This is a genomic window from Nonomuraea montanisoli (genome assembly GCF_013363975.1).
Classification (GTDB): Bacteria; Actinomycetota; Actinomycetes; order Streptosporangiales; family Streptosporangiaceae; genus Nonomuraea; species Nonomuraea montanisoli.
This window is the reverse complement of sequence record NZ_JABWGN010000002.1, coordinates 553,473-572,632: the sequence shown is the minus strand read 5'-3', so window position 1 is coordinate 572,632 and position 19,160 is coordinate 553,473. Positions and strand designations below refer to the sequence as shown.

Annotated in this window: 18 protein-coding genes; 12 read left to right on the top strand and 6 right to left on the bottom strand. The window is 74.1% G+C overall.

Annotated features, from left to right (window positions below):
* Positions 1-5: 5 nt before the first annotated feature.
* Together HTZ77_RS06065 and HTZ77_RS06060 are read left to right on the top strand one after the other, a co-directional pair.
* Positions 6-1,445, top strand: a complete 1,440-nt coding sequence (locus tag HTZ77_RS06065; RefSeq protein ID WP_328808439.1) for an aldehyde dehydrogenase family protein — start codon at positions 6-8, stop codon at positions 1,443-1,445.
* An 18-nt stretch (positions 1,446-1,463) separates the two neighbouring features.
* Positions 1,464-2,399, top strand: a complete 936-nt coding sequence (locus tag HTZ77_RS06060) for a tetratricopeptide repeat protein (RefSeq protein ID WP_175588406.1) — start codon at positions 1,464-1,466, stop codon at positions 2,397-2,399.
* Positions 2,400-2,634: 235 nt separating this feature from the next.
* Here HTZ77_RS06060 and ligD read toward each other — a convergent pair whose 3' ends face one another.
* Positions 2,635-3,639, bottom strand: coding sequence for a non-homologous end-joining DNA ligase (gene ligD, locus HTZ77_RS06055; protein ID WP_175588405.1), 1,005 nt, complete (start codon positions 3,637-3,639; stop codon positions 2,635-2,637).
* A 343-nt stretch (positions 3,640-3,982) separates the two neighbouring features.
* Here ligD and msrB point away from each other — a divergent pair, with 343 nt between their 5' ends.
* A complete protein-coding gene (msrB, locus tag HTZ77_RS06050; protein ID WP_175588404.1) occupies positions 3,983-4,384 on the top strand; it encodes a peptide-methionine (R)-S-oxide reductase MsrB in 402 nt (133 codons plus the stop codon).
* A 186-nt stretch (positions 4,385-4,570) separates the two neighbouring features.
* Here the strand turns inward: msrB and HTZ77_RS06045 are convergent, their stop codons facing one another.
* The 3 genes from HTZ77_RS06045 to hemG form a co-directional block, all read right to left on the bottom strand.
* Positions 4,571-5,491: a hypothetical protein gene (locus tag HTZ77_RS06045; protein ID WP_175588403.1), complete on the bottom strand. Its 921-nt coding sequence runs from the start codon at positions 5,489-5,491 to the stop codon at positions 4,571-4,573.
* Positions 5,492-6,229: 738 nt separating this feature from the next.
* Positions 6,230-6,931: a hydrogen peroxide-dependent heme synthase gene (gene hemQ / locus HTZ77_RS06040; RefSeq protein WP_175588402.1), complete on the bottom strand. Its 702-nt coding sequence runs from the start codon at positions 6,929-6,931 to the stop codon at positions 6,230-6,232.
* 4 nt (positions 6,932-6,935) lie between these two features.
* Positions 6,936-8,342: a protoporphyrinogen oxidase gene (gene hemG, locus HTZ77_RS06035; RefSeq protein ID WP_175588401.1), complete on the bottom strand. Its 1,407-nt coding sequence runs from the start codon at positions 8,340-8,342 to the stop codon at positions 6,936-6,938.
* A gap of 168 nt (positions 8,343-8,510) precedes the next feature.
* On the opposite strand from hemG, the gene HTZ77_RS06030 reads away from it, so the two are divergent.
* Complete coding sequence (locus tag HTZ77_RS06030; RefSeq protein ID WP_175588400.1) at positions 8,511-9,581, top strand: DUF4349 domain-containing protein; 1,071 nt, start codon at positions 8,511-8,513, stop codon at positions 9,579-9,581.
* A gap of 21 nt (positions 9,582-9,602) precedes the next feature.
* Here HTZ77_RS06030 and hemE read toward each other — a convergent pair whose 3' ends face one another.
* The gene (gene hemE / locus HTZ77_RS06025) at positions 9,603-10,625 is read right to left on the bottom strand and encodes a uroporphyrinogen decarboxylase (protein ID WP_175588399.1); all 1,023 of its coding nucleotides are present in this window, start codon (positions 10,623-10,625) and stop codon (positions 9,603-9,605) included.
* A 523-nt stretch (positions 10,626-11,148) separates the two neighbouring features.
* Between hemE and HTZ77_RS06020 the strand changes: the two genes are divergently transcribed.
* The 8 genes from HTZ77_RS06020 (at position 11,149) to HTZ77_RS05985 (ending at position 18,439) form a co-directional block, all read left to right on the top strand.
* The gene (locus HTZ77_RS06020) at positions 11,149-11,745 is read left to right on the top strand and encodes a DUF3000 domain-containing protein (RefSeq protein ID WP_175588398.1); all 597 of its coding nucleotides are present in this window, start codon (positions 11,149-11,151) and stop codon (positions 11,743-11,745) included.
* A 45-nt stretch (positions 11,746-11,790) separates the two neighbouring features.
* Complete coding sequence (locus HTZ77_RS06015) at positions 11,791-13,056, top strand: ribonuclease D (RefSeq protein WP_175588397.1); 1,266 nt, start codon at positions 11,791-11,793, stop codon at positions 13,054-13,056.
* An 80-nt stretch (positions 13,057-13,136) separates the two neighbouring features.
* The gene (locus HTZ77_RS06010; RefSeq protein ID WP_175588396.1) at positions 13,137-14,282 is read left to right on the top strand and encodes a Gfo/Idh/MocA family protein; all 1,146 of its coding nucleotides are present in this window, start codon (positions 13,137-13,139) and stop codon (positions 14,280-14,282) included.
* Positions 14,279-15,439 (top strand): dihydrodipicolinate synthase family protein, encoded by a 1,161-nt coding sequence (locus HTZ77_RS06005; RefSeq protein WP_175588395.1) that lies wholly within the window; start codon positions 14,279-14,281, stop codon positions 15,437-15,439. The genes HTZ77_RS06010 and HTZ77_RS06005 overlap by 4 nt, the downstream gene beginning before the upstream one ends.
* On the top strand, positions 15,433-16,302 hold the full coding sequence (locus tag HTZ77_RS06000; RefSeq protein ID WP_175588394.1) for a sugar phosphate isomerase/epimerase family protein: 870 nt from the start codon (positions 15,433-15,435) through the stop codon (positions 16,300-16,302). Before HTZ77_RS06005 ends, HTZ77_RS06000 begins: the two co-directional genes overlap by 7 nt.
* Before the next feature lie 187 nt (positions 16,303-16,489).
* Positions 16,490-17,377, top strand: coding sequence for an MEDS domain-containing protein (locus tag HTZ77_RS05995; RefSeq protein ID WP_175588393.1), 888 nt, complete (start codon positions 16,490-16,492; stop codon positions 17,375-17,377).
* Positions 17,374-17,649 carry a hypothetical protein gene (locus HTZ77_RS05990; RefSeq protein ID WP_175588392.1) on the top strand — a complete coding sequence of 92 codons (276 nt, stop codon included), beginning with the start codon at positions 17,374-17,376 and terminating at the stop codon, positions 17,647-17,649. The genes HTZ77_RS05995 and HTZ77_RS05990 overlap by 4 nt, the downstream gene beginning before the upstream one ends.
* Before the next feature lie 52 nt (positions 17,650-17,701).
* Positions 17,702-18,439 carry an SDR family NAD(P)-dependent oxidoreductase gene (locus HTZ77_RS05985; protein ID WP_175588391.1) on the top strand — a complete coding sequence of 246 codons (738 nt, stop codon included), beginning with the start codon at positions 17,702-17,704 and terminating at the stop codon, positions 18,437-18,439.
* A 66-nt stretch (positions 18,440-18,505) separates the two neighbouring features.
* Here the strand turns inward: HTZ77_RS05985 and HTZ77_RS05980 are convergent, their stop codons facing one another.
* A complete protein-coding gene (locus tag HTZ77_RS05980; protein WP_175588390.1) occupies positions 18,506-19,120 on the bottom strand; it encodes a TetR/AcrR family transcriptional regulator in 615 nt (204 codons plus the stop codon).
* Positions 19,121-19,160: the final 40 nt, after the last annotated feature.

Sequence of the window (19,160 nt, the reverse complement as noted above, 5' to 3'; positions counted from 1 at the left end):
GTCGGGTGAGCGACTATCGCAACCTCGTCGGCGGCCGGCTGGTCCCCGCGGCCGACGGCAGGACCATGGACTCCGTCAACCCCGCCACCGGGGAGGTGTGGGCCCGCGTCCCCGCGAGCGGCCCCCGGGACGCCGAGGCGGCGGTGGAGGCGGCGGGCAAGGCGTTCCCCCGCTGGTCGGCCCTGCCCGCCCTGGCCCGCGCACACGTCCTGCGCCAGGTGAGCGCCGTCTTCACCGAGCACGCCGAGGAGCTGGCCCGGCTGGAGACCCGCGACAACGGCCGGATCCTGCGCGACACCCTCACCAAGGACCTGCCCGGCATGGCGCACCTGTGGCAGCTCGCCGCGAGCCAGTGCCTGGACGCCGTCAAGGGCGACACCGTCATCCTGGGGCCCGACACGCTCGGGATGACCCGGCGCGAGCCGTACGGCGTGGCCCTGTGCGTCATCCCGTGGAACTCCCCCATCTCGACCTTCTCCGCCAAGGCCGCCTACGCCCTGGCGGCGGGCAACACCGTGATCGTCAAGCCGGCCGAGCAGGCGAGCGTGTCGGTGCTGCGGCTGGGCGAGCTGCTGGCCGAGGTGTTCCCGCCCGGCGTGCTCAACATCGTCAGCGGCGTGGGCGAGGAGGTCGGCGACGCCCTCGTACGGCACCGCGGCGTCCACAAGATCAGCCTGACCGGTTCCACGGCCACCGCCCAGGTCATCACCCGGGCCTCGGCCGACGCGCTCAAGCCGATGACGTTCGAACTGGGCGGCAAGTCGCCGAACATCGTCTTCCCCGACGCCGACCTCGACGCCGCCACCCAGGGCCTGACCGTGAACTCCGTCTACACCGGCAACGCGGGGCAGGTCTGCGTGGCCGGCTCCCGGATGCTGATCCACCGCTCGATCTGGGACGAGATGCTGGAGCGGATGGAGCGCGTCGCGTCCGGCCTGGTCCTCGACGAGCCGCTCGACCTGGACACCACGATGGGGCCGATCGTGTCGCGCGGCCAGTACGAGCGGGTCACCTCGTACCTGGACCTGGCCGAGAAGGAGGGCGCCGAGCTGGTCTTCGGCGGCCGGAGGGGCGCCGAGGTGGTGCCGCACCTGCCCGGCGGCTACTGGGTGTCGCCCACGCTGTACACGACCACGGACAACGGGCTGCGCGTCTGCCAGGAGGAGATCTTCGGTCCGGTCGCGGTGGCGATCCCGTTCGAGACGGAGGAGGAGGCGCTGCGCGTCGCCAACGACTCCCCGTACGGGCTGGCGGCCGGCCTCTGGACGCGTGACCTGGGCCGGGCCCACCGGTTCGTGCGCGACCTGCGGGCCGGGGCCGTGTGGGTGAACACGTTCCGGCAGATGCCGCCCGGCCTGCCGTTCGGCGGCGTGAAGGACAGCGGGTACGGGCACGACGGCGTCCTGGAGTACACCCGGGAAAAGGCTGCCGTCATTCAGATCTAGTCAGATAGATTCCCGGCCATGAGCGAGGGGATCCTCAGCGAGGAGATCGGCAGCGAGCCCACGCGGACGGGCGCCACGGCCGGGGGCGCCCCGGCGCCCGCGGAGCTGTCGGAGGAGGCGGCGCACTCGCGGGCGTCCGTGCTGCGCAGCCGGGCCGAGTCGTACGCGGCGCTGTCGCGCCACGACGCGGCCATCGCGGACCTGACCGAGGCGGTCGCCCTGGATCCGGACAGCGCCCGCGCCTGGCGGCTGCGGGGCGAGAGCCATCGGCTGATCGAGCGGTTCGACGCCGCCCTGTCCGACTTCGACGAGGCGCTGCGCCTGGAGCCGGACAGCGGGTACGCCCTGGGCTCGCGCGGCCAGGTGTACGCGGCGCTGGGCCGGCTGGAGGAGGCGCTCACCGACTTCGACCACGCGCTGACGCTGACGCCCGAGTCGTTCTGGGTGCTGGAGGGCAAGGCCGACGCCCTGGCCGACCTCGGCCGCATGGACGACGCCCTCGACGTCCACGCGCGCATGATCGCGCTCAACCAGGACCAGGCGTACCCGTGGCTGGCCCGGGCCGAGCTGTACCAGCGCTTCCAGCTCTACGCCGAGGCCATCGACGACTACACCCGCGCCCTCGGGGCGGACCCCGGCTACGTGCGGGCGCTCAGCAGGCGCGGCGAGGCGTACCGCATGATCGACCGCTACGACGAGGCGCTGGCGGACCTGAACCGCGCGATCGAGCTGGACCCGGACAACGACCGGGCGCTGGGCAGCCGGGGCGCGGTGCTGAGCGAGCTGGGCGACGACGAGGCGGCCCTGCGCGACCTGGACCGGGCGATCGAGCTGGACCCCGAGTACGTCTGGGCGTTCCGGGTGCGCGGCGAGATCCTCCAGGATCTGGAGCGCCACGAGGAGGCGGTCGCCGACTTCACCCGGGCGCTGCGGCTGGAGTTCGGCGACTCCTGACACCTCCCGGGAGGGGAGAACTCCACCGCCAGGGAGAAATTTCTCCTTCTCCGTAGAAGATCTATCAACCCAGGCAAGCCTCCGTAACCCCGGACGCGGGGTTACCTTCCAGGCACGCGCCCGCACTCCGGGCACGACGGAAAGGCCGCACGGCCGGTGGAGCCCGAACGCCCCGGCGATCGGAGGGGGCCGGCCGTGCGGAACGGCACCCGCCGGGATCGGCCGCCCGCCGCGGTCAGTCGCCGTCGGGGCGGGCCTTGCTGGGCTGCACGCGCCGCGGCTCGCCGGGCATCTTCGGGTAGTTGGGCGGGTACGGCATGTCGCCGCGGCCGTCCTCGGCGTACCGCTCCAGGAGGGGCTCGATCGAGTGGGCCCGCTCGTCGATGGCCGCGTGCACGTCGCCCACCTTGGCGAAACGGGCCGGCATGGTGCGCACGTCGAAGTCGGCCGGATCGGCGTCCTCCAGCTCCTCCCAGGTCAGCGGCGCCGAGACGGTCGCGGCGGGCCGGGCCCGCACGGAGTAGGCGCTGACGACCGTGCGATCGCGGGCGTTCTGGTTGAAGTCGATGAACACCCGCTCGCCCCGCTCCTCCTTCCACCAGGCGGTGGTGACGAGGTCGGGGGCGCGCTCCTCGACGGCCCGCGCGAGCGCGATGCCCGCGTGCCGCACCTGGACGAAGTCCCAGCGCGGCTCGATGCGGACCGCGATGTGCGCGCCGCGGTTGCCGGAGGTCTTCACGAACCCCGTCATGCCGAGGTCGGCGAGCACCTCGCGAGTCAGGAACGCGGCCCGGCGCGCCGCGTCGAACCCGAGCCCCGGCTGCGGGTCGAGGTCGATGCGCAGCTCGTCGGGATGCTCCACGTCGGCGGCGCGCACCTGCCACGGGTGGAAGTCGACCGTGCCGAGGTTGGCGCAGTAGGCGACGGCGGCGACCTCGGTCACCCGCAGCGAGTCGGCCGTGCGCCCGCTGGGGAAGGTGACCGTCACGGTCCGCAGCCAGTCGGGGTGCTTGGGGGGCATCCGCTTCTGGTAGATCGCGTCGGTGTGGATGCCGTCGGGGTGACGTTTGAGGTTGGTCGGGCGGTCCCGCAGGGCCCGCAGCACGCCGTCGCCGACGCTCACGTAGTACTCGACCAGCTCGCGCTTGGTGATCCCGATCTCCGGGAAGTACACCTTGTCGGGGTTGGTGACCTTGACGGTCCGCTCCCCCACCTCGAGCTCAATGTACGGCGATGCCATGCCACCGAACCTACCCCGGCCGACCGACAAAGCCCGCGAACCCCCGGGTGGGTCCGTCCCGGAGCCCGCCTCGGTGGCGGGACCGAGGGCTCGACGGGACGGACCTCAAGATCACCCGCGTGCGCGACTCGTACGGGCGCTGGCGCGCCGCCCGGACAAGCGCGGACCGCACCGCGCGGCGCCAGCACGGGCGTGGGCTGTGCCGCTCGGGCGATCAAGCGAGTGATCCCACCCAGAGCAGGAGGCGATGACACCCCCTTGCCTACAAAGACGCGAATACCCCCCAGAACGGATGCTTCCCCCAACGGAGATCTCTTTTTGCCGCATCTCGTACGCTGGACGCATGGACAAGGTGGTCAAGAGCGATGCCGAGTGGCGGGTCCAGCTCTCCCCCGAGGAGTTCCACGTCCTCCGGGAGGCCGGCACCGAGCGGCCGTTCACCGGGGAGTACGTCGACACCAAGACCGAGGGCGTGTACTCCTGCCGCGCGTGCGGCGCCGAGCTGTTCCGGTCGGACACCAAGTTCGAGTCGCACTGCGGCTGGCCGAGCTTCTTCGCGCCGTCGGACTCGGACGCCGTGCGGTTGATCGAGGACCGCAGCCTCGGCATGGTCCGCACCGAGGTGCGGTGCGCGCGCTGCGACTCGCATCTCGGTCACGTCTTCCACGGCGAGGGCTACCCCACGCCGACGGACGACCGCTACTGCATCAACTCCGTGTCGTTGCGGCTCCAGCCCAAGGACTGAACGGGCGGCGGCGGCGCGTACCGTCCGCGTGGCACGGGTAGGAGCGCGTGGTGACCCTAGTGCATCTGCGTCATCGGTGGGTGACGGTCGAGGCCATCGGCCGGGTCATCACGCAGCGCTGCCGCGTGTGCTGGCGGACGCGCGTCCGCGTGCGCTGACCCGGCCTCCGCGTCCGGGATCGGCCGTTCAGCCGGGGTCGGGGTGCGTGACGCGGCAGCTCACGTCGGCGGGGCCGAGGATGTTGGCCAGCACCGGGTTGCCGTTCTCGCCGAACCTCGCCTGGACGAACACCACGGGGTGCGCCGCGCCCGCGCGGCGGAGGTATTCGAGGCCCCGGTAGCAGAGGGTGAGGGCGGCGGCGGAGTTGGCGGCCGACTCCGGCAGGTCCGTGTAGATGCGGAGATAGCCGCCGATGGTGCGGATGTCCGTGAGGTGCCGCGCCGCGTCGTCCCCGGAGCCCCATCGGGTGCGGAAGTACTCGGTCGCGGTCTGGGTGGTCGTGGTGCCGTCCGGCTCGGGTGTCGCGGCGGCGCGGGCCGCTCCGTCCGCGGGGGTGGCGGCGGACGGCCGGGCGGCCGGCGTCCTGGCCCCCGAGGTGGCCGGACGGGGCGCCGAGGGGGTGGCCGGACGGGGCGCCGCCCGGGAGGTGGAGGTGGCCGCCTGGCGGGCGAGGGCGCCGGTCACCGGGCCCGCCGTGGAGCCGGTCGTGGAGCCGGTCGCGGAGTCCGCCATGGAGCCGGTCGTCGAGCCGGTCGCGGGGTCCGCCGGGGAGCCGGTCGCCGGGTCGGTGGCGGGCCGGGAGGTCGCGCCGGGTGCCCACGGGGCCGCGGGCGGTGGCGCCGCGTGCGCGGTGGAACGGGCCTCCGGTTCCGCGAGCACGCCGTCGCCGGGCTTCGCGCCGCGCGGATCGTCGCCGGTCTCCGGGCTCAGGGCTCGGGCCGCGGTACGGCTCACCCCGGGCGCGATCCCCCGGTCACCGTCGCCCCTGCGGGCCTCCCCCGCCGTGGAGAGCATGCCGTCGAGGGGCCCGCCGCCGAGCAGGGTCACCCCGCCCGCCAGCACCACCGAACCGGCCGACACCCACACCAGCCACGCCCTGCGCGCCACGCCCCGCCGCCCTCGCGCCCCGGGCACCCGCGCATGCCTGCGCCCACGCCCGGCCGCACGCCCCTCCCCGGACACGGGCCCGCCGTCACTCGGGCGTCCGCTTCCCGCGGCATGCGCGCCCTCACCGGAGCGCCGCCTTCCCCATCCCGGCCCAGCGCCCCGCTGACCGGCCCGACGACCGAGCCGCCGGGCGACACGGCGGGCGATGCGGCCGGTCGCGCGCCGCTCATGGCGCCCCGCCTGGTCGTGTCGATCAGCCTCGTCACGTCGCCCGGCCCCGCGACTCAGCCCGGCCCTGTCACGTGGCCCGGCCTGATCAGGCGGCCCGGCCCCCTCACGGAGCCCGGCGTCATCACGGAGCCCGGCCCCGTCATGTCGCACGCTGTCGCCGGAGGGACCTTCAGGCTCAAGGAGCCCGGTCTCCGCGTCCGCCTCCCAGCCGGGCGAGGTGTCCTCGTCGGGCCACCCGTCGTCCGCGGCGTCCGCCCCACGCCCCCATCCCATGACGAGGCGGTCCCACGCCCTGGCCACCGCCCCGTCGTCGCCGTACGGAAGGTCCTCCGGCAGCAGCCCGGGCGGGAGCTCCTCCCACGGACCGTCACCGTACGGATGCCTTCCGTGCCTGCCCCAGCCCATGGTCACGGTACCCCCCTGGAACGTGACAACCCGCCGTCAACCCCGAGTCTGACAAAGCAGGTAGATCAATGCAGGGGGAACGCCAACTTCCCCTTGACCGTTCTACGGCAGCGCGGCGACCAGCTCGCTGATCGGCTTGCGGGCGCCGGTGTAGAAGGGGATCTCCAGGCGGGTGTGCCGCCTGGCCTGGGCGGCGCGCAGCTCGCGCATGAGGTCGACGATGCGGTGCAGCTCGTCGGCCTCGAAGGCGAGCATCCACTCGTAGTCGTTGAGCGCGAAGCAGGCGACCGTGTTGGCCCGCACGTCGGGGTAGCCGCGGGCCATCTGCCCGTGCTCGGCCAGCATGGCGCGCCGCTCGGAGTCCTCCAGGAGGTACCACTCCAGGGAACGGACGAACGGGTAGACGCTCACGTACGCCCTGGGCTGCTCCTCGGCGAGGAACGCGGGGATGTGCGACTTGTTGAACTCGGCCGGCCGGTGCAGCGCCATGGCCGACCAGACCGGCTCGCTGTGGCGGCCGAGCCCGGTGCGGCGGAAACGGGAGTAGACGTCCTGCAGGTCCTCGGGGGTGGGGGCGTGCCACCAGAACATGTAGTCGGCGTCGGCGCGGAATCCGGCCACGTCGTAGACGCCGCGGGTGACCACGTCCTTCAGCGCGGCCTGTTCCAGCAGCTCGCCGACCTCCGCGCCGATGCCCTCGCGGTCGGCGGGCAGGGGCCCGGACGCCTTGAAGACGGACCACATCGTGTAGCGGATCACCTGGTTGAGATCGCGGGCCTTGAGCCGCGCTGCGCCCTCTGTCATGCCCCTATTCTCCCCGCAGGGACAGGTGGTCCAGAATCCGGGCGGCGGCCGTGCGGGCCGTGGCGACGCAGGCCGGGACGCCGAGACCGTCGTAGGCGGCTCCGCACACCGCGAGCCCGGGCTGCACGGCGACGGCGGCGCGGACGCGCGCGACCCGGTCGAGGTGGCCCACGTTGTACTGGGGCAGTGAGCCGCCCCAGCGGGTGACCCGGGTGTCGAGGGGCAGCCCGCGCACGCCCATGATCTCGGCCATCTCGGCCATGGCCAGCGCGACCAGCTCGGTGTCGTCGCGCTGGAGCAGGTGCTCCTCGCCGATGCGGCCGATGGAGCAGCGCAGCAGCACGAAGCCGTCGCCGGCCAGGTGGGGCCACTTGACGGAGCTGAACGTGACGGCCTTGACCGGCCTGCCCTCGACGGGCGGCACCAGGTAGCCGCTCCCGCCGGGCGGCTCGGGGAACGCCTCGGCGGCGTAGGCGAGCGTGACGATGGCCATGCTGGCGTACTCGATGCGCGACAGCTCGGCCGCCGCCTTGGGCACCTCGGCCTTGAGCAGGCGAGCGGCGGCGGTGGCGGGGGTGGCGACGATCACGGCGTCGGCCTCGACCACCTCGGGCCGCGGCACCGGGCCGGTCACCAGCCGCCAGCCCTCGGGGGCGCGGTGCAGCTCGCGCACGGTCACGCCGGTGCGGATCTCAGCCTCCGACGCCTTGGCGACCGCCTCGGGCAGGGTGCCGAGGCCGCCGCGCAGGGTGGCGAACACGGGCCCGCCGGCGCTGGGCGCCTCCTCGACGATCTGCCGGGCGGCGTTCAGCAGCGACCGCTCGGAGCGGGCGGCCGCGGCCACCCGGGGCATCGTCGCCTCCAGCGACAGCCGGTCGGAGCGGCCCGCGTAGACGCCGCCGAGCAGCGGCTCGATGAGCCGGTCGAGCACCTCGCCGCCCATGCGGGCGCGGATGTAGGCGGCCACGGACACGTCGGTGCGGACGAGGGTGGGCGGCAGGATCTGGTCCATCGGCACCCGCAGCAGCCCGCCGGGCGAGATGATGCCGGACTTCGCCAGCTCGGTCAGGTCGGCGGGCACGCCCATGACCTGGGCCTTGGGCATGGTCCGCAGCGAACCCCGGCTGAGGACGGCCGCCCGCGCCGAGCTGGGACTGACCAGGTCGTCGCCGAGCCCCACCGCCTTGGCCAGCTCCGTGCCCTCGGGCCGCCGGGCCAGGACGGCCTCGGCTCCCGCGTCGACGCTGATCCCGGCGACCTCGGAGGCGTGCAGCTTGCCGCCGATGCGGGGGCCGCCTTCGAGGACCGTCACCCTGATGCGATCGCCGCCCGCCTGGCGGAGGTGCCACGCCGCGGCCAGACCGGAGATCCCGCCGCCGACGACGACCACGTGCGCCCGATTCCGTTCCACGCCTCCAGACGCTACCGTCTCCGCGGTCCGCCCGGCCGTCCGGGGCGCGGACCGATGCGGCCGGGCGCCGCCGTTTCCGGCTCCGGGGGCTCGCCGCCGACGCGAGCACGTGACCGTACCGTGACGGATCCGATCAAACCCCTCCTGGACGCGATCCGTCACAAGGGCATGAGGAGATTCCAGTACGGCACGGCGCTGTCGGCCGCGTGCGCGGCCCTGCTGCTGACCGGCCTTACGGGCTGCGGCGGCAGCGGCGGAGCGGCGGGCGTGTCCGCTTCCCGCGCGGAGTCCGCACCCGCGGACGTGCCCGCCGTCGCCGCGGACGGCGCCGCGAAGGCGAGCCGCGGGCCCGAGGCCCAGGACGGGGCGGGCCGGACGGCCGGCAAGAACATCGCCTCGGAGGTCACGGTCACCGCCCAGGAACGGCAGGTGATCTACGTCGCGAGGATGACGGTGCGGGCCAAGGAGGTCACGGCCGCGGTCCAGAAGGCCAAGCAGGTCGTCACGGGCGCGGGCGGCTACCTGGCGAAGGAGCAGACGAACTCGTCCGACGGCGGCGACGGCACCGCCGAGCTGGAGTTCAAGATCCCGCCGGCGCGGTACGCGGAGGTGCTGACGAGCCTGGGCAGGGACCTCGGCAAGCAGCTCTCGCTCAACCAGGGCACCGAGGACGTCACCATGCAGGTGGCCGACGTCAACAGCCGCCTCAGGTCCGCCCAGCAGGCGCTGGACTCGCTGCGCACGCTGCTGAAGAAGGCGAACACCATCGGCCAGGTGCTGGAGGTGGAGCGGGAGATCGCGGCCCGCGAGGCGGACCTGGAGTCGTTGCAGGCGCAGCAGAAGGAGCTGGCGACGCAGGTGAGCATGGCCACGCTCACGCTGAGCGTGGTCGGCCCGGTCACGGTGGTCGAGCCGCCGTCGGAGGACCCGCCGGGCTTCCTCGGCGGGCTGGCGACGGGCTGGAAGGCGCTGGTGTCGTTCGTGAAGGTGGCGCTCACCGTGCTGGGCGTGCTGCTGCCCTGGCTGCTGCTCGTGGCGCCGGTGGTCGCGCTGGTCGTCTTCCTGGCGCGCCGGAGCGGCCGCCGCCGGGCCACCCCGCCCCCGCCGCCCATGCGCCCCGGGGGCGGCTCCCCGCCGACCCCGGCGCCGGTGCGGCCGGAAACCGCCGCACCGCCCGTGAGGCACGAGAGCCCCGCGCCGCCCGCTCCCCCGGGACCCGCGGCTCCCGAGAAGTCGTGAGCGAAGGGGCGGCCGGGCGGGTCAGGACGCGTGGACCAGGTCGGTCAGCCGCTTGAGCTGGTCGGGGTCGGTGGAGGGCAGCACGCCGTGCCCGAGGTTGAACACGTGCCCCTCCGCCTGCCGCCCCTCGCGCAGCACCTCGCGGGCCTTGCGCTCGACCGCCTCCCACGGGGCGAGCAGGATCGCCGGGTCGAGGTTGCCCTGCAGCGCCTTGCCGGGCCCGACCCGGCGGGCGGCCTCGTCGAGCGGCACCCGCCAGTCGACGCCCACCACGTCGGCCCCGGCCTCGCCGAGCAGGCCGAGCAGCTCGCCGGTGCCGACGCCGAAGTGGATGCGGGGCACGTCGAGGTCGGCCAGGCCCTCGAAGATGCGGCGCGTGTAGGGCAGCACGTACGCGCGGTAGTCGGCGGGGGCGACGGCGCCGACCCAGGAGTCGAAGAGCTGGACGGCCGAGGCGCCCGCCTCGACCTGGAGGCGCAGGTGGGCCAGGACGATGCCGGTGAGGCGGTCCATCAGCGCGTGCCACAGGCGCGGCTCGCCGTACATCATGGCCTTGGTGTGGTCGTGGTTGCGGGACGGGCCGCCCTCGATGAGGTAGGCGCCGAGCGTGAACGGCGCGCCGGCGAAGCCGATGAGCGGCGTGCCGCCGAGCTCGCCGGTCAGCGCCCGGATCGCCTCGGTGACGTAGGGGACGTCGTCGGGCTCCAGCGGGCGCAGCGCGTCGAGGTCGGCCTCCTCGCGGATCGGCTGGGCGACGACCGGCCCGACGCCGGGCTTGATGTCGAGGTCGACGCCGATGGCCTTGAGCGGCACGACGATGTCGCTGAAGAAGACGGCCGCGTCGACGCCGTAGCGGCGGACCGGCTGCATGGTGATCTCGACGGCGAGGTCGGGCGTGGCGCACGCCTGGAGCATCGGCACGCCCTCGCGGACCTTGAGGTATTCGGGCAGCGCCCGGCCGGCCTGCCGCATGTACCAGACCGGGGTGTGCGGGACGGGCTGGCGGCGGCAGGCGCGCAGGAACGCTGAGTCGGCGAGATTCACCCTCCAAGGGTGCCATGACCTCGGGCCGGTCCCCGCATCGGCACGAGCTGTCGGAAAAGTATGCGTTGAACACCCCAAATCATGATCGAATAGTCAGATGGAGGTTTACCGGCTGACCGGGCCCTGGGCGCTCACGCGGGTCGAACACACCCCATGGGCGACCAGAATGCCGGTCTTGACTGGACCAAATGTTCGCCAAGCGACCGCGCGGCACCGATTCAGCATCCACTTTCGGGACACGCCGAGCGCGTTGCGGGGAATTGTCGGTCAGGCGTGCCAACGTCGGAGCCACGATCCGAAGAAAGGCCCCGTTGCGATGACAGGTGCGATGACCGGCGCCGCCGCAGGCGCCGTCCCCACGGCCGTCCCCGATGCCACGCCCCGGCCTGTGACCGGCGCCGCCGCCGGGTCGTGGCGCACCCCGTCCGCGTCCGCCCGCCAGCGGGTTGCGGCAGCGGGTTGAGCAGGCACGATGAGCACCCCCGTGGTCCCCTTCCCCCAGGCCCCGGCCTACGCTGCGACCATGACCTCGAGTGACCGGCCGCCGGCTCCCCCGGCGTTCAGGCGCGCGGCCGAGAGCCTGCGCCAGGTCGAGGTCAGGCCGGAGATCGAGCTGGAGGACCTGCCCGCGCCCCAGCGGCTGGCGCCCTACTCCGCCGCCGTCGGCGCGTCGGTCTACCGCGACGACGACGAGCTGGCCGTGGGCCGGCTGATCCTGCTCTACGACCCCGACGGGCAGCGCGGCTGGGACGGCCCGTTCCGGCTGGTGGCCTACGTGCGCGCCGACATGGAGCCGGAGATCACCTCCGACCCGCTGCTCGGCCCGGTCGCGTGGAGCTGGCTGACCGAGGCCCTGGACGCCCACCACGCCGACTACTCGGCGGCCGGCGGTACGGTGACAAGAGCGGTGTCCGAGGGGTTCGGCAACAAGGCCGATGATCCGGTCACCACCGAGCTGGAGCTGCGTGCCTCCTGGTCCCCCACCCAGGAAGACCTCTCCGGCCACGTGGCCGCCTGGTGCGACCTCATGTGCGTGGCCGCGGGGATCCCGCCGCTCCCGCCCGATGTGGCGCCCCTCCCCCGCAGGCGCGAAGATCCGGAGAGTGACCGTACGAAGTGAGGGCACCAGTCGACACGTCATCCGCGTCATGAGAGCGGTGAACTCATGACAGAAGAAAGAACCGTGGACAGCGGCGGCGTCGCCACCGGCGCGGAGCGCCCGGTGGAGCCGCTGCTGGAGCCGCGCGACGGCATACCGCCGGTCGTGTCGGACGCGGCCGCGCTGGCCGAGGTGGTCGCGGCGGTCGCGCGCGGCAGCGGGCCGGTGGCCGTCGACGCCGAGCGCGCGTCCGGTTACCGCTACGGCAACCGCGCCTACCTGGTGCAGCTGCGCCGGGCCGGCGCGGGCACCGCGCTGATCGACCCGATCGCCTGCCCCGACCTGTCGGGCCTGGACGAGGCCGTGGCGGGCACCGAGATCGTGCTGCACGCCGCCTCGCAGGACCTGCCGTGCCTGCTGGAGGTCGGGTTCCGGCCGCGGGCGCTGTTCGACACCGAGCTGGCCGGCCGGCTGCTCGGCTACGAGCGGGTGGGGCTCGGCACGATGGTGGAGATGGTGCTGGGGCTGCGGCTGGAGAAGGGCCACTCGGCCGCCGACTGGTCGACCAGGCCGCTGCCGGAGGACTGGCTGCGTTACGCCGCGCTCGACGTGGAGGTCCTCGTCGAGCTGCGTGACCGGTTGCACGCCGAGCTGGAGGAGGCGGGCAAGCTGGAGTGGGCGCGCGAGGAGTTCGCCGCCGTGCTGCGCACGCCGCCCGCCGTCCCCCGCTCCGATCCGTGGCGGCGCACGTCCGGCATCCACAAGGTGCGCAACGTGCGCGCGCTGGCGATCGTGCGCGAACTGTGGACGATGCGCGACCGGATCGCCCGCGAGAACGACCTGGCGCCCGGCCGGGTGCTGCCCGACTCGGCGATCGTTGCCGCCGCCCTGGACGTGCCGCGCACGAAGAAGGCGCTGACGGAGATCGCGCCGTTCACCGGCCGCAGCGCCCGCCGCTACATGAGCGAGTGGCTGAGCGCGGTCAGCCGGGCGCGGGCGCTTCCCGACGCGCAGCTCCCTCAGCCGAGCACGCCGGGTGACGGCCCGCCGCCGGCCAACCGCTGGCCCGACCGCGACCCGGCCGCCGCCAAGCGGCTGGCCGCGGCCCGCGCCGTGGTCGCCGCGCTGGCCGACGAGCACCGCATGCCGACGGAGAACCTCCTCCAGCCGGACGCGGTCCGCCGGCTCACCTGGGAGCCGCCGAAGCAGATCACCGAGGAGAGCGTGGCCGAGCGGCTGCGCGAGCTCGGCGCCCGCGAGTGGCAGCTCTCCCTCAGCGCCCGCCCGCTGGCCCGCTCCCTGGCCCGGCTGGAGACCAAGGGCGAGCTCTAGCACCAGCCGCCGACGGCACTTGACGCCTCCGGCGGCTCGGCCTTACCGTTCGGGAAAGCGCTTTCCCCGAAAGGATCCCCATGAGCGTGCGCACGATCGGCGTCGTGATGAACGGCGTCACCGGACGGATGGGATACCGCCAGCACCTGGTCCGGTCGGTCCTGGCCATCAACGAGCAGGGCGGCGTCACGCTCTCGGACGGCAGCCGGGTCAAGCTGCGCCCGGTCCTCGTCGGCCGCAACGCCGCCAAGCTGGCCGAGCTGGCCGACCGGCACGGCATCCCCGACCACACCACCGAGCTGGACGCCGCGCTGGCCGACCCCGACAACCTCGTCTACTTCGACGCCCAGGTCACCTCGGCCCGGGTCAAGGCCGTGCTGAAGGCGATCGAGGCGGGCAAGCACATCTACGCCGAGAAGCCCACGGCCGAGTCGGTGGAGGAGGCCGTGGCGCTGGCCGAGGCCGCCGCGGCGCGGGGCGTGAAGAACGGCGTGGTCCAGGACAAGCTGTTCCTGCCGGGCCTGCTGAAGCTGAAGCGGCTGATCGAGGGCGGCTTCTTCGGCCGGATCCTGTCGGTGCGCGGGGAGTTCGGCTACTGGGTGTTCGAGGGCGACTGGCAGGACGCGCAGCGCCCGTCGTGGAACTACCGGGCCGAGGACGGCGGCGGCATCGTGCTCGACATGTTCCCGCACTGGCACTACGTCATGGAGAACCTGTTCGGCCGGGTCCGCTCGGTCTACGCCCAGGCCGTGACGCACGTGCCGCGGCGGGTGGACGAGACGGGCCACCCCTACCAGGCCACGGCCGACGACGCCGCGTACGGCGTGTTCGAGCTGGACGGCGGCGTGATCGCGCAGATCAACTCCTCCTGGACCGTGCGCGTGAACCGGGACGAGCTGGTGGAGTTCCAGGTGGACGGCACGGAGGGCAGCGCGGTCGCCGGGCTGCGCAACTGCCGCGTCCAGCACCGCGCGACCACGCCCAAGCCCGTCTGGAACCCGGACCTGCCCGTCACGGCCCGCTTCCGCGACGGCTGGCAGGAGGTGCCGGACAACGCCGAGTTCGACAACGGCTTCAAGATCCAGTGGGAGCTGTTCGTCCGGCACGTCCTGGAGGACGCGCCGTTCCCGTACGACTTCGCCGCCGGCGCCCGCGGCGTGCAGCTCGCCGAGCTGGGCCTGCGCTCGTCGGCCGAGGGCCGCCGGATCGAGGTGCCGCAGCTGTGAGGATCGACCTGCCCGGGGGCGCGTACGAGCTGCGCGAGCCGGTCACCTGGCCCGTGCCGGACGGCCCGGCCGCGAGCCGCGTCGTGTACGCGGCGGCGCACGTGGTGGCCGACCCGCTCGGCGACAACACGCCCGGCTCCCCCGCCGCCGTCGACTGGGACGCCACGCTGCGCTTCCGCCACCACCTGTGGTCGCACGGCCTGCGCGTGGCCGACGCGATGGACACCGCGCAGCGCAACATGGGCCTCGACTGGGCCGCGACGAAGGAGCTCATCCGGCGCAGCGCCGAGGAGGCGCGCGCGTTCGGCGACCCGGCCGAGCTGGTGGCCTGCGGCGCGGGCACGGACCACGCCCCCGGCGCGGACGACCTCAAGGCCATCACCGCCGCGTACGCCGAGCAGATCGAGACCGTGCAGGCGGCCGGCGCCGGCGTGATCGTCATGGCCTCGCGCCAGCTCGCCCGGGCGGCGGCCGGGCCCGAGGACTACCACCAGGTGTACGGCGAGCTGCTCGGCCTGGCCGAGCGGCCGGTGATCCTGCACTGGCTCGGCGAGATGTTCGACCCGCAGCTGGCCGGCTACTGGGGCTCGCGGGACGTGGCCGCCGCCACAGAGGCGTTCCTGGAGCTGATCCACGCCCACCCGGCCAGGGTGAACGGGGTGAAGGTGTCGCTGCTGGACGAGGAGCACGAGGTCGGGCTGCGCGCGGCGCTGCCGGCGGGCGTGCGCCTCTACACCGGCGACGACTTCAACTACCCGTCGCTGATCAGGTCGGGCTCGCACGCGCTGCTCGGCATCTTCGACGCGATCGCGCCGGCCGCCGCCGCGGCGCTGCGGGTGCTGGACGCCGCCGAGGCCGCGACCGGCGCGGACCGCGACCGGCTGCTGGCCCGCTACGACGAGATCCTGGAGCCGACGGTCCTGCTGTCGCGCAAGATCTTCGAGGCGCCGACCTACAACTACAAGACCGGCATCGTGTTCCTGGCCTGGCTGAACGGCCACCAGGACGCGTTCGCCATGGTCAACGGCGCCCAGTCGGCGCGCTCGCTGACCCACCTGGCGGAGGTGTTCCGGCTGGCCGACCAGGCGGGGCTGCTGGCCGATCCGGAGCTGGCCGTGCGCCGCATGAAGGCGCTGCTGGCGGTGAACGGATGGTGAGCCTCTCCCTCAACCAGTGGACCACCCGGCGCTGGACGGTGGCCGAGGCCGTCGACGGGTGCGTGCGGCACGGCCTGGAGGCCATCGGCCTGTGGCGGCAGGAGGTCGCCGCGCAGGGCCTGGCCGAGTCGGCCAAGCTGGTGCGGGCGGCCGGGCTGCGGGTGTCGTCGCTGTGCCGGGGCGGTTTCCTCACGGCGGGCGGGCTGCCGGGCGAGGAGGGCCGCCGGGCCTTCGCCGCGGCGCTGGAGGACAACCGGCGCGCCGTGGACGAGGCGGCGGAGCTGGGCGCGGCCTGCCTGGTGATGGTGGTGGGCGGGCTGCCCGGGGTGGTGCCGGGCGAGCCGCTGTCCGGCCCGGTGTCCCGGGACGTCGCCGGCGCCCGGGAGCGGGTGGCCGAGGGCCTGGCCGAGCTCGCGCCGTACGCGGGCGAGCGGGGCGTGCGGCTGGCGCTGGAGCCGCTGCACCCGGTGTACTGCGCGGACCGGGCCGTCCTGTCCACCCTGGAGCAGGCCGTGGAGCTGTGCCTGCCGTACCCGGTGGAGCAGGTCGGGGTGGTGGTCGACACCTTCCACGTGTGGTGGGACCCGCGGCTGTTCGAGCAGATCGCCCGCGCCGGTGAGCGGATCGCCTCCTACCAGGTGTGCGACTTCCTGCACCCGCTGCCGGCCGACGTGCTGCTCGGGCGCGGCATGATGGGCGACGGCGTGATCGACTTCGCGCCGATCACCCGGGCTGTGCTGGAGGCCGGCTACACGGGGGACGTCGAGGTCGAGATCTTCAACGCCGACGTCTGGGCGGCCGACCCGGACGAGGTGCTGGCCACCATGAAGGCGCGTTACGCCGAGGTCGTCCTGCCGTCCTGACGGCCGGTCCGTGCGGGGCGCCGCCCTGGTCGGGGGCGGCGCCGGTGTCGTCGTGACACGCGGGAAGCGCGAGGATGTAGGGCCGGGAGGAGTTGTCAGGGTGTGGGCGGGCAGGAACCCGCTGCGGCCGCCAGGCTCATCTCGACGCCTGACCGTCCTGCCGCACCCCCGAAGGCGAGACGCGGTCATGGCACATCCCACAACGGTCGACCACCTCCTCCCCGGAGATCACGTCTGCTGGACGTTCGACGACCACGAGCGGCATCTGTCGGCCCTGGTCCGTTTCCTGCGCGGGGGTCTCGAGCGGGGCGAGCAGGTCCTGTACCTCACCGACACGTTCCTGCCCGACGCGTTCCTGGCCGCGGCGCAGGCGTACGGCGTGGACGTGCGCGAGCCCGAGCGCACCGGCCAGCTCCAGGTGACGACCGCCGAGAAGTCCTACCTCGCGGGCGGCGCGTTCGAGGCGGAGCGGGCCCTTGACGGCTGGCGGGCGGCGATCGCGCGGGCGCGCGGGCAGGGCTACAGCGCGCTGCGGGTCGCCGCCGACATGGGGTGGACGGTCCGCGCCACGCCCGGCGTCGAGCGGCTGGCCCGGTACGAGGCGCAGGCCAACCGGATCTTCGCCGGCGGCTACGTGATGGCGCTGTGCTGCTACGACCGGCGGCTGTTCACCAGTGCCGAGCTGGACCGCATCAGCGCGGCCCACCCGGCCACGGCGCGGGCCGGGGCGGGCGCCCACGAGGAGTGGGCGCCGATGCTGCGCGTCCGCCGGGACCCCGAGGGCCTGAAGCTGGCCGGGGCCGCCGACCGCAGCAACAGCGAGGCTCTGGCGAGCGTGCTGCACGACCTCGTGGCCGACGCCCGGTTGCTGCCCGACGGGGCCGCGCCCCTCGTCGTGGACCTGGCGGAGCTGACGTTCGCCGACACGGCCATCGCCCGCCTGCTGGCGAGCGCCGCCGCCGCCGTTCCGGGGCGGCTCGTACCGCGCGGGGCCCGCCCGGCGCTGGCCGAGCTGCTGGCGGTGATCGACCCGGCCCAGGCCCGCGCGGCCTTCGCCACCAGGAGCCCGGCGTGAACCCCGGGAGGACCGCGGCGATGTCCGGGCAGTCCCTTCCCGCGCCTCCCGCCGCCGCGCGCCGGCGCACCTTCGAGGCCGTCGGCGAGCTGGAGTCGCGCGGGCACGGGCTGATGCTCGTGGACGAGATCAGCGACCTGGTGCGCCGGCACTCCCACGCGGGCGGCACCTCGACGCGCCTGCACTTCACGCTCGGCTGCCCCCTCGGAGCCACACAGGAACTTGAGGACGCCCTCAAGTTCGTGTTAGCGTCCGCATGTCACACAACCTGAGGCGATCCTCAAGTTATCCGGTGTGGCCGCAGACGCGCAGAAAGGGTGCCCCATGTCCACCACTCCCTCCCGTGGCCCGGCCGTCGTCGTCGGAGCCGGCCCCGGGCTCGGCATGTCCGTCGCCCGGCGGCTCGGCCGCGCGGGCCACACCGTGGCGCTGGTGTCACGCAACGCCGCCCGGCATCCCGGGTACGTGGCCGAGCTGGCGGCCGAAGGCTTGCGGGCCACCGCGCACGCCGCGGACGCGCGCGACCTCGGCGCCCTCTCCGCCGCCTTCCGCGCGATCGCCGACCGGCACGGGCCCGTCGAGGTGCTCTATTTCGGCCCCGGCGCCGCCGACCCGGCCGCGATGCCGGCGCCGATCACGCGGGCCGACGTCGAGGGCGTCCGGGAGGCGGTGGAGGGCTGGGTGTACCCGGCCGTCGCCGCGGTCGGCGAGGTGCTGCCGGGCATGCTCGAACTCGGGCGCGGCGGTCTGCTGTTCGCGGGCGGGCTCAGCGGCGTCGTCCCCATGCCGCCGCTCGGCGCCCTGGCCGTCTCCTCGGCGGCGCTGCGCGGCTACGTCCTGACCCTGAACGCGGGGCTCGCGGGGACCGGCGTGTACGCGGGCCTGCTGACCATCGGCGGGCTCGTCGAGCGCGGCGACATCCACCGGATGATCACCTCCCGCCCCGGCATGCTCGGCGACCTCGCGGGCAAGACCCTCGACCCCGACGAGATCGCCGAGGCCGCCTGGGGCCTCCTGACGAAGCGGGACGAGCCGGAGGCCACCTTCTCCGCCCTGGGCTGAGGCGTGAGTCGGCCAGGCAGTACCGAACACGGCGGCCTTCCCCGCGCCTGAAGGCTTTCGACAGGCTCAGCGCAGGACGCGGGCCAGGTGGAGCACCCCTTCCCGGATGCGGCGCTCGCCGAGCTCGGGCAGGAGCGCCGTCACGTGCACGGCGGACAGCGCGGCCAGCAGCGCGTGGGCGGCGTGGTCGGGGTCGGGCGCGCCGTCGAGCAGGATCGCCACGTGCCGGTGCCAGAACCGGTACGCGCCCAGCCGGTAGCGGGCCCCGGGCGAGCTCGACTCCGACATGCGGATCACGGCCAGGTGCTCCAGCAGGTAGTCGAGGTAGGCGCCGACGAAGGCCGCGAGGCGCGCGGCGGGCTCCGCGCCCGGCCCCAGCGGGGGCGGCCCGTGCAGGATCCCCTCCTGCAGCATCCGCTCCCGGGCGTCCAGCAGCGCCACCGCCAGCCCCGCCTTGTCGCCGAAGCGGCGGAACAGCGTGCCCTTGCCGACACCGGCCGCGGCGGCGACCTGGTCCATGGACACCCCCTCCACTCCGTGCTCGGCGAAGAGCCGGGCGGCGGCGTCGAGCACGGCGGCGCGGTTGCGCGAGGCGTCGGCCCGCTCCTTGGGCGGGCGGGTCATGAGCAGTTCGAGCGACCTCACGGAAGCGGACTGCGGTCCGGCATCGTCCTTGGCCATAGTCGGACTATAGTCCGTTTTCCTTTCGGAGGTGGAATCA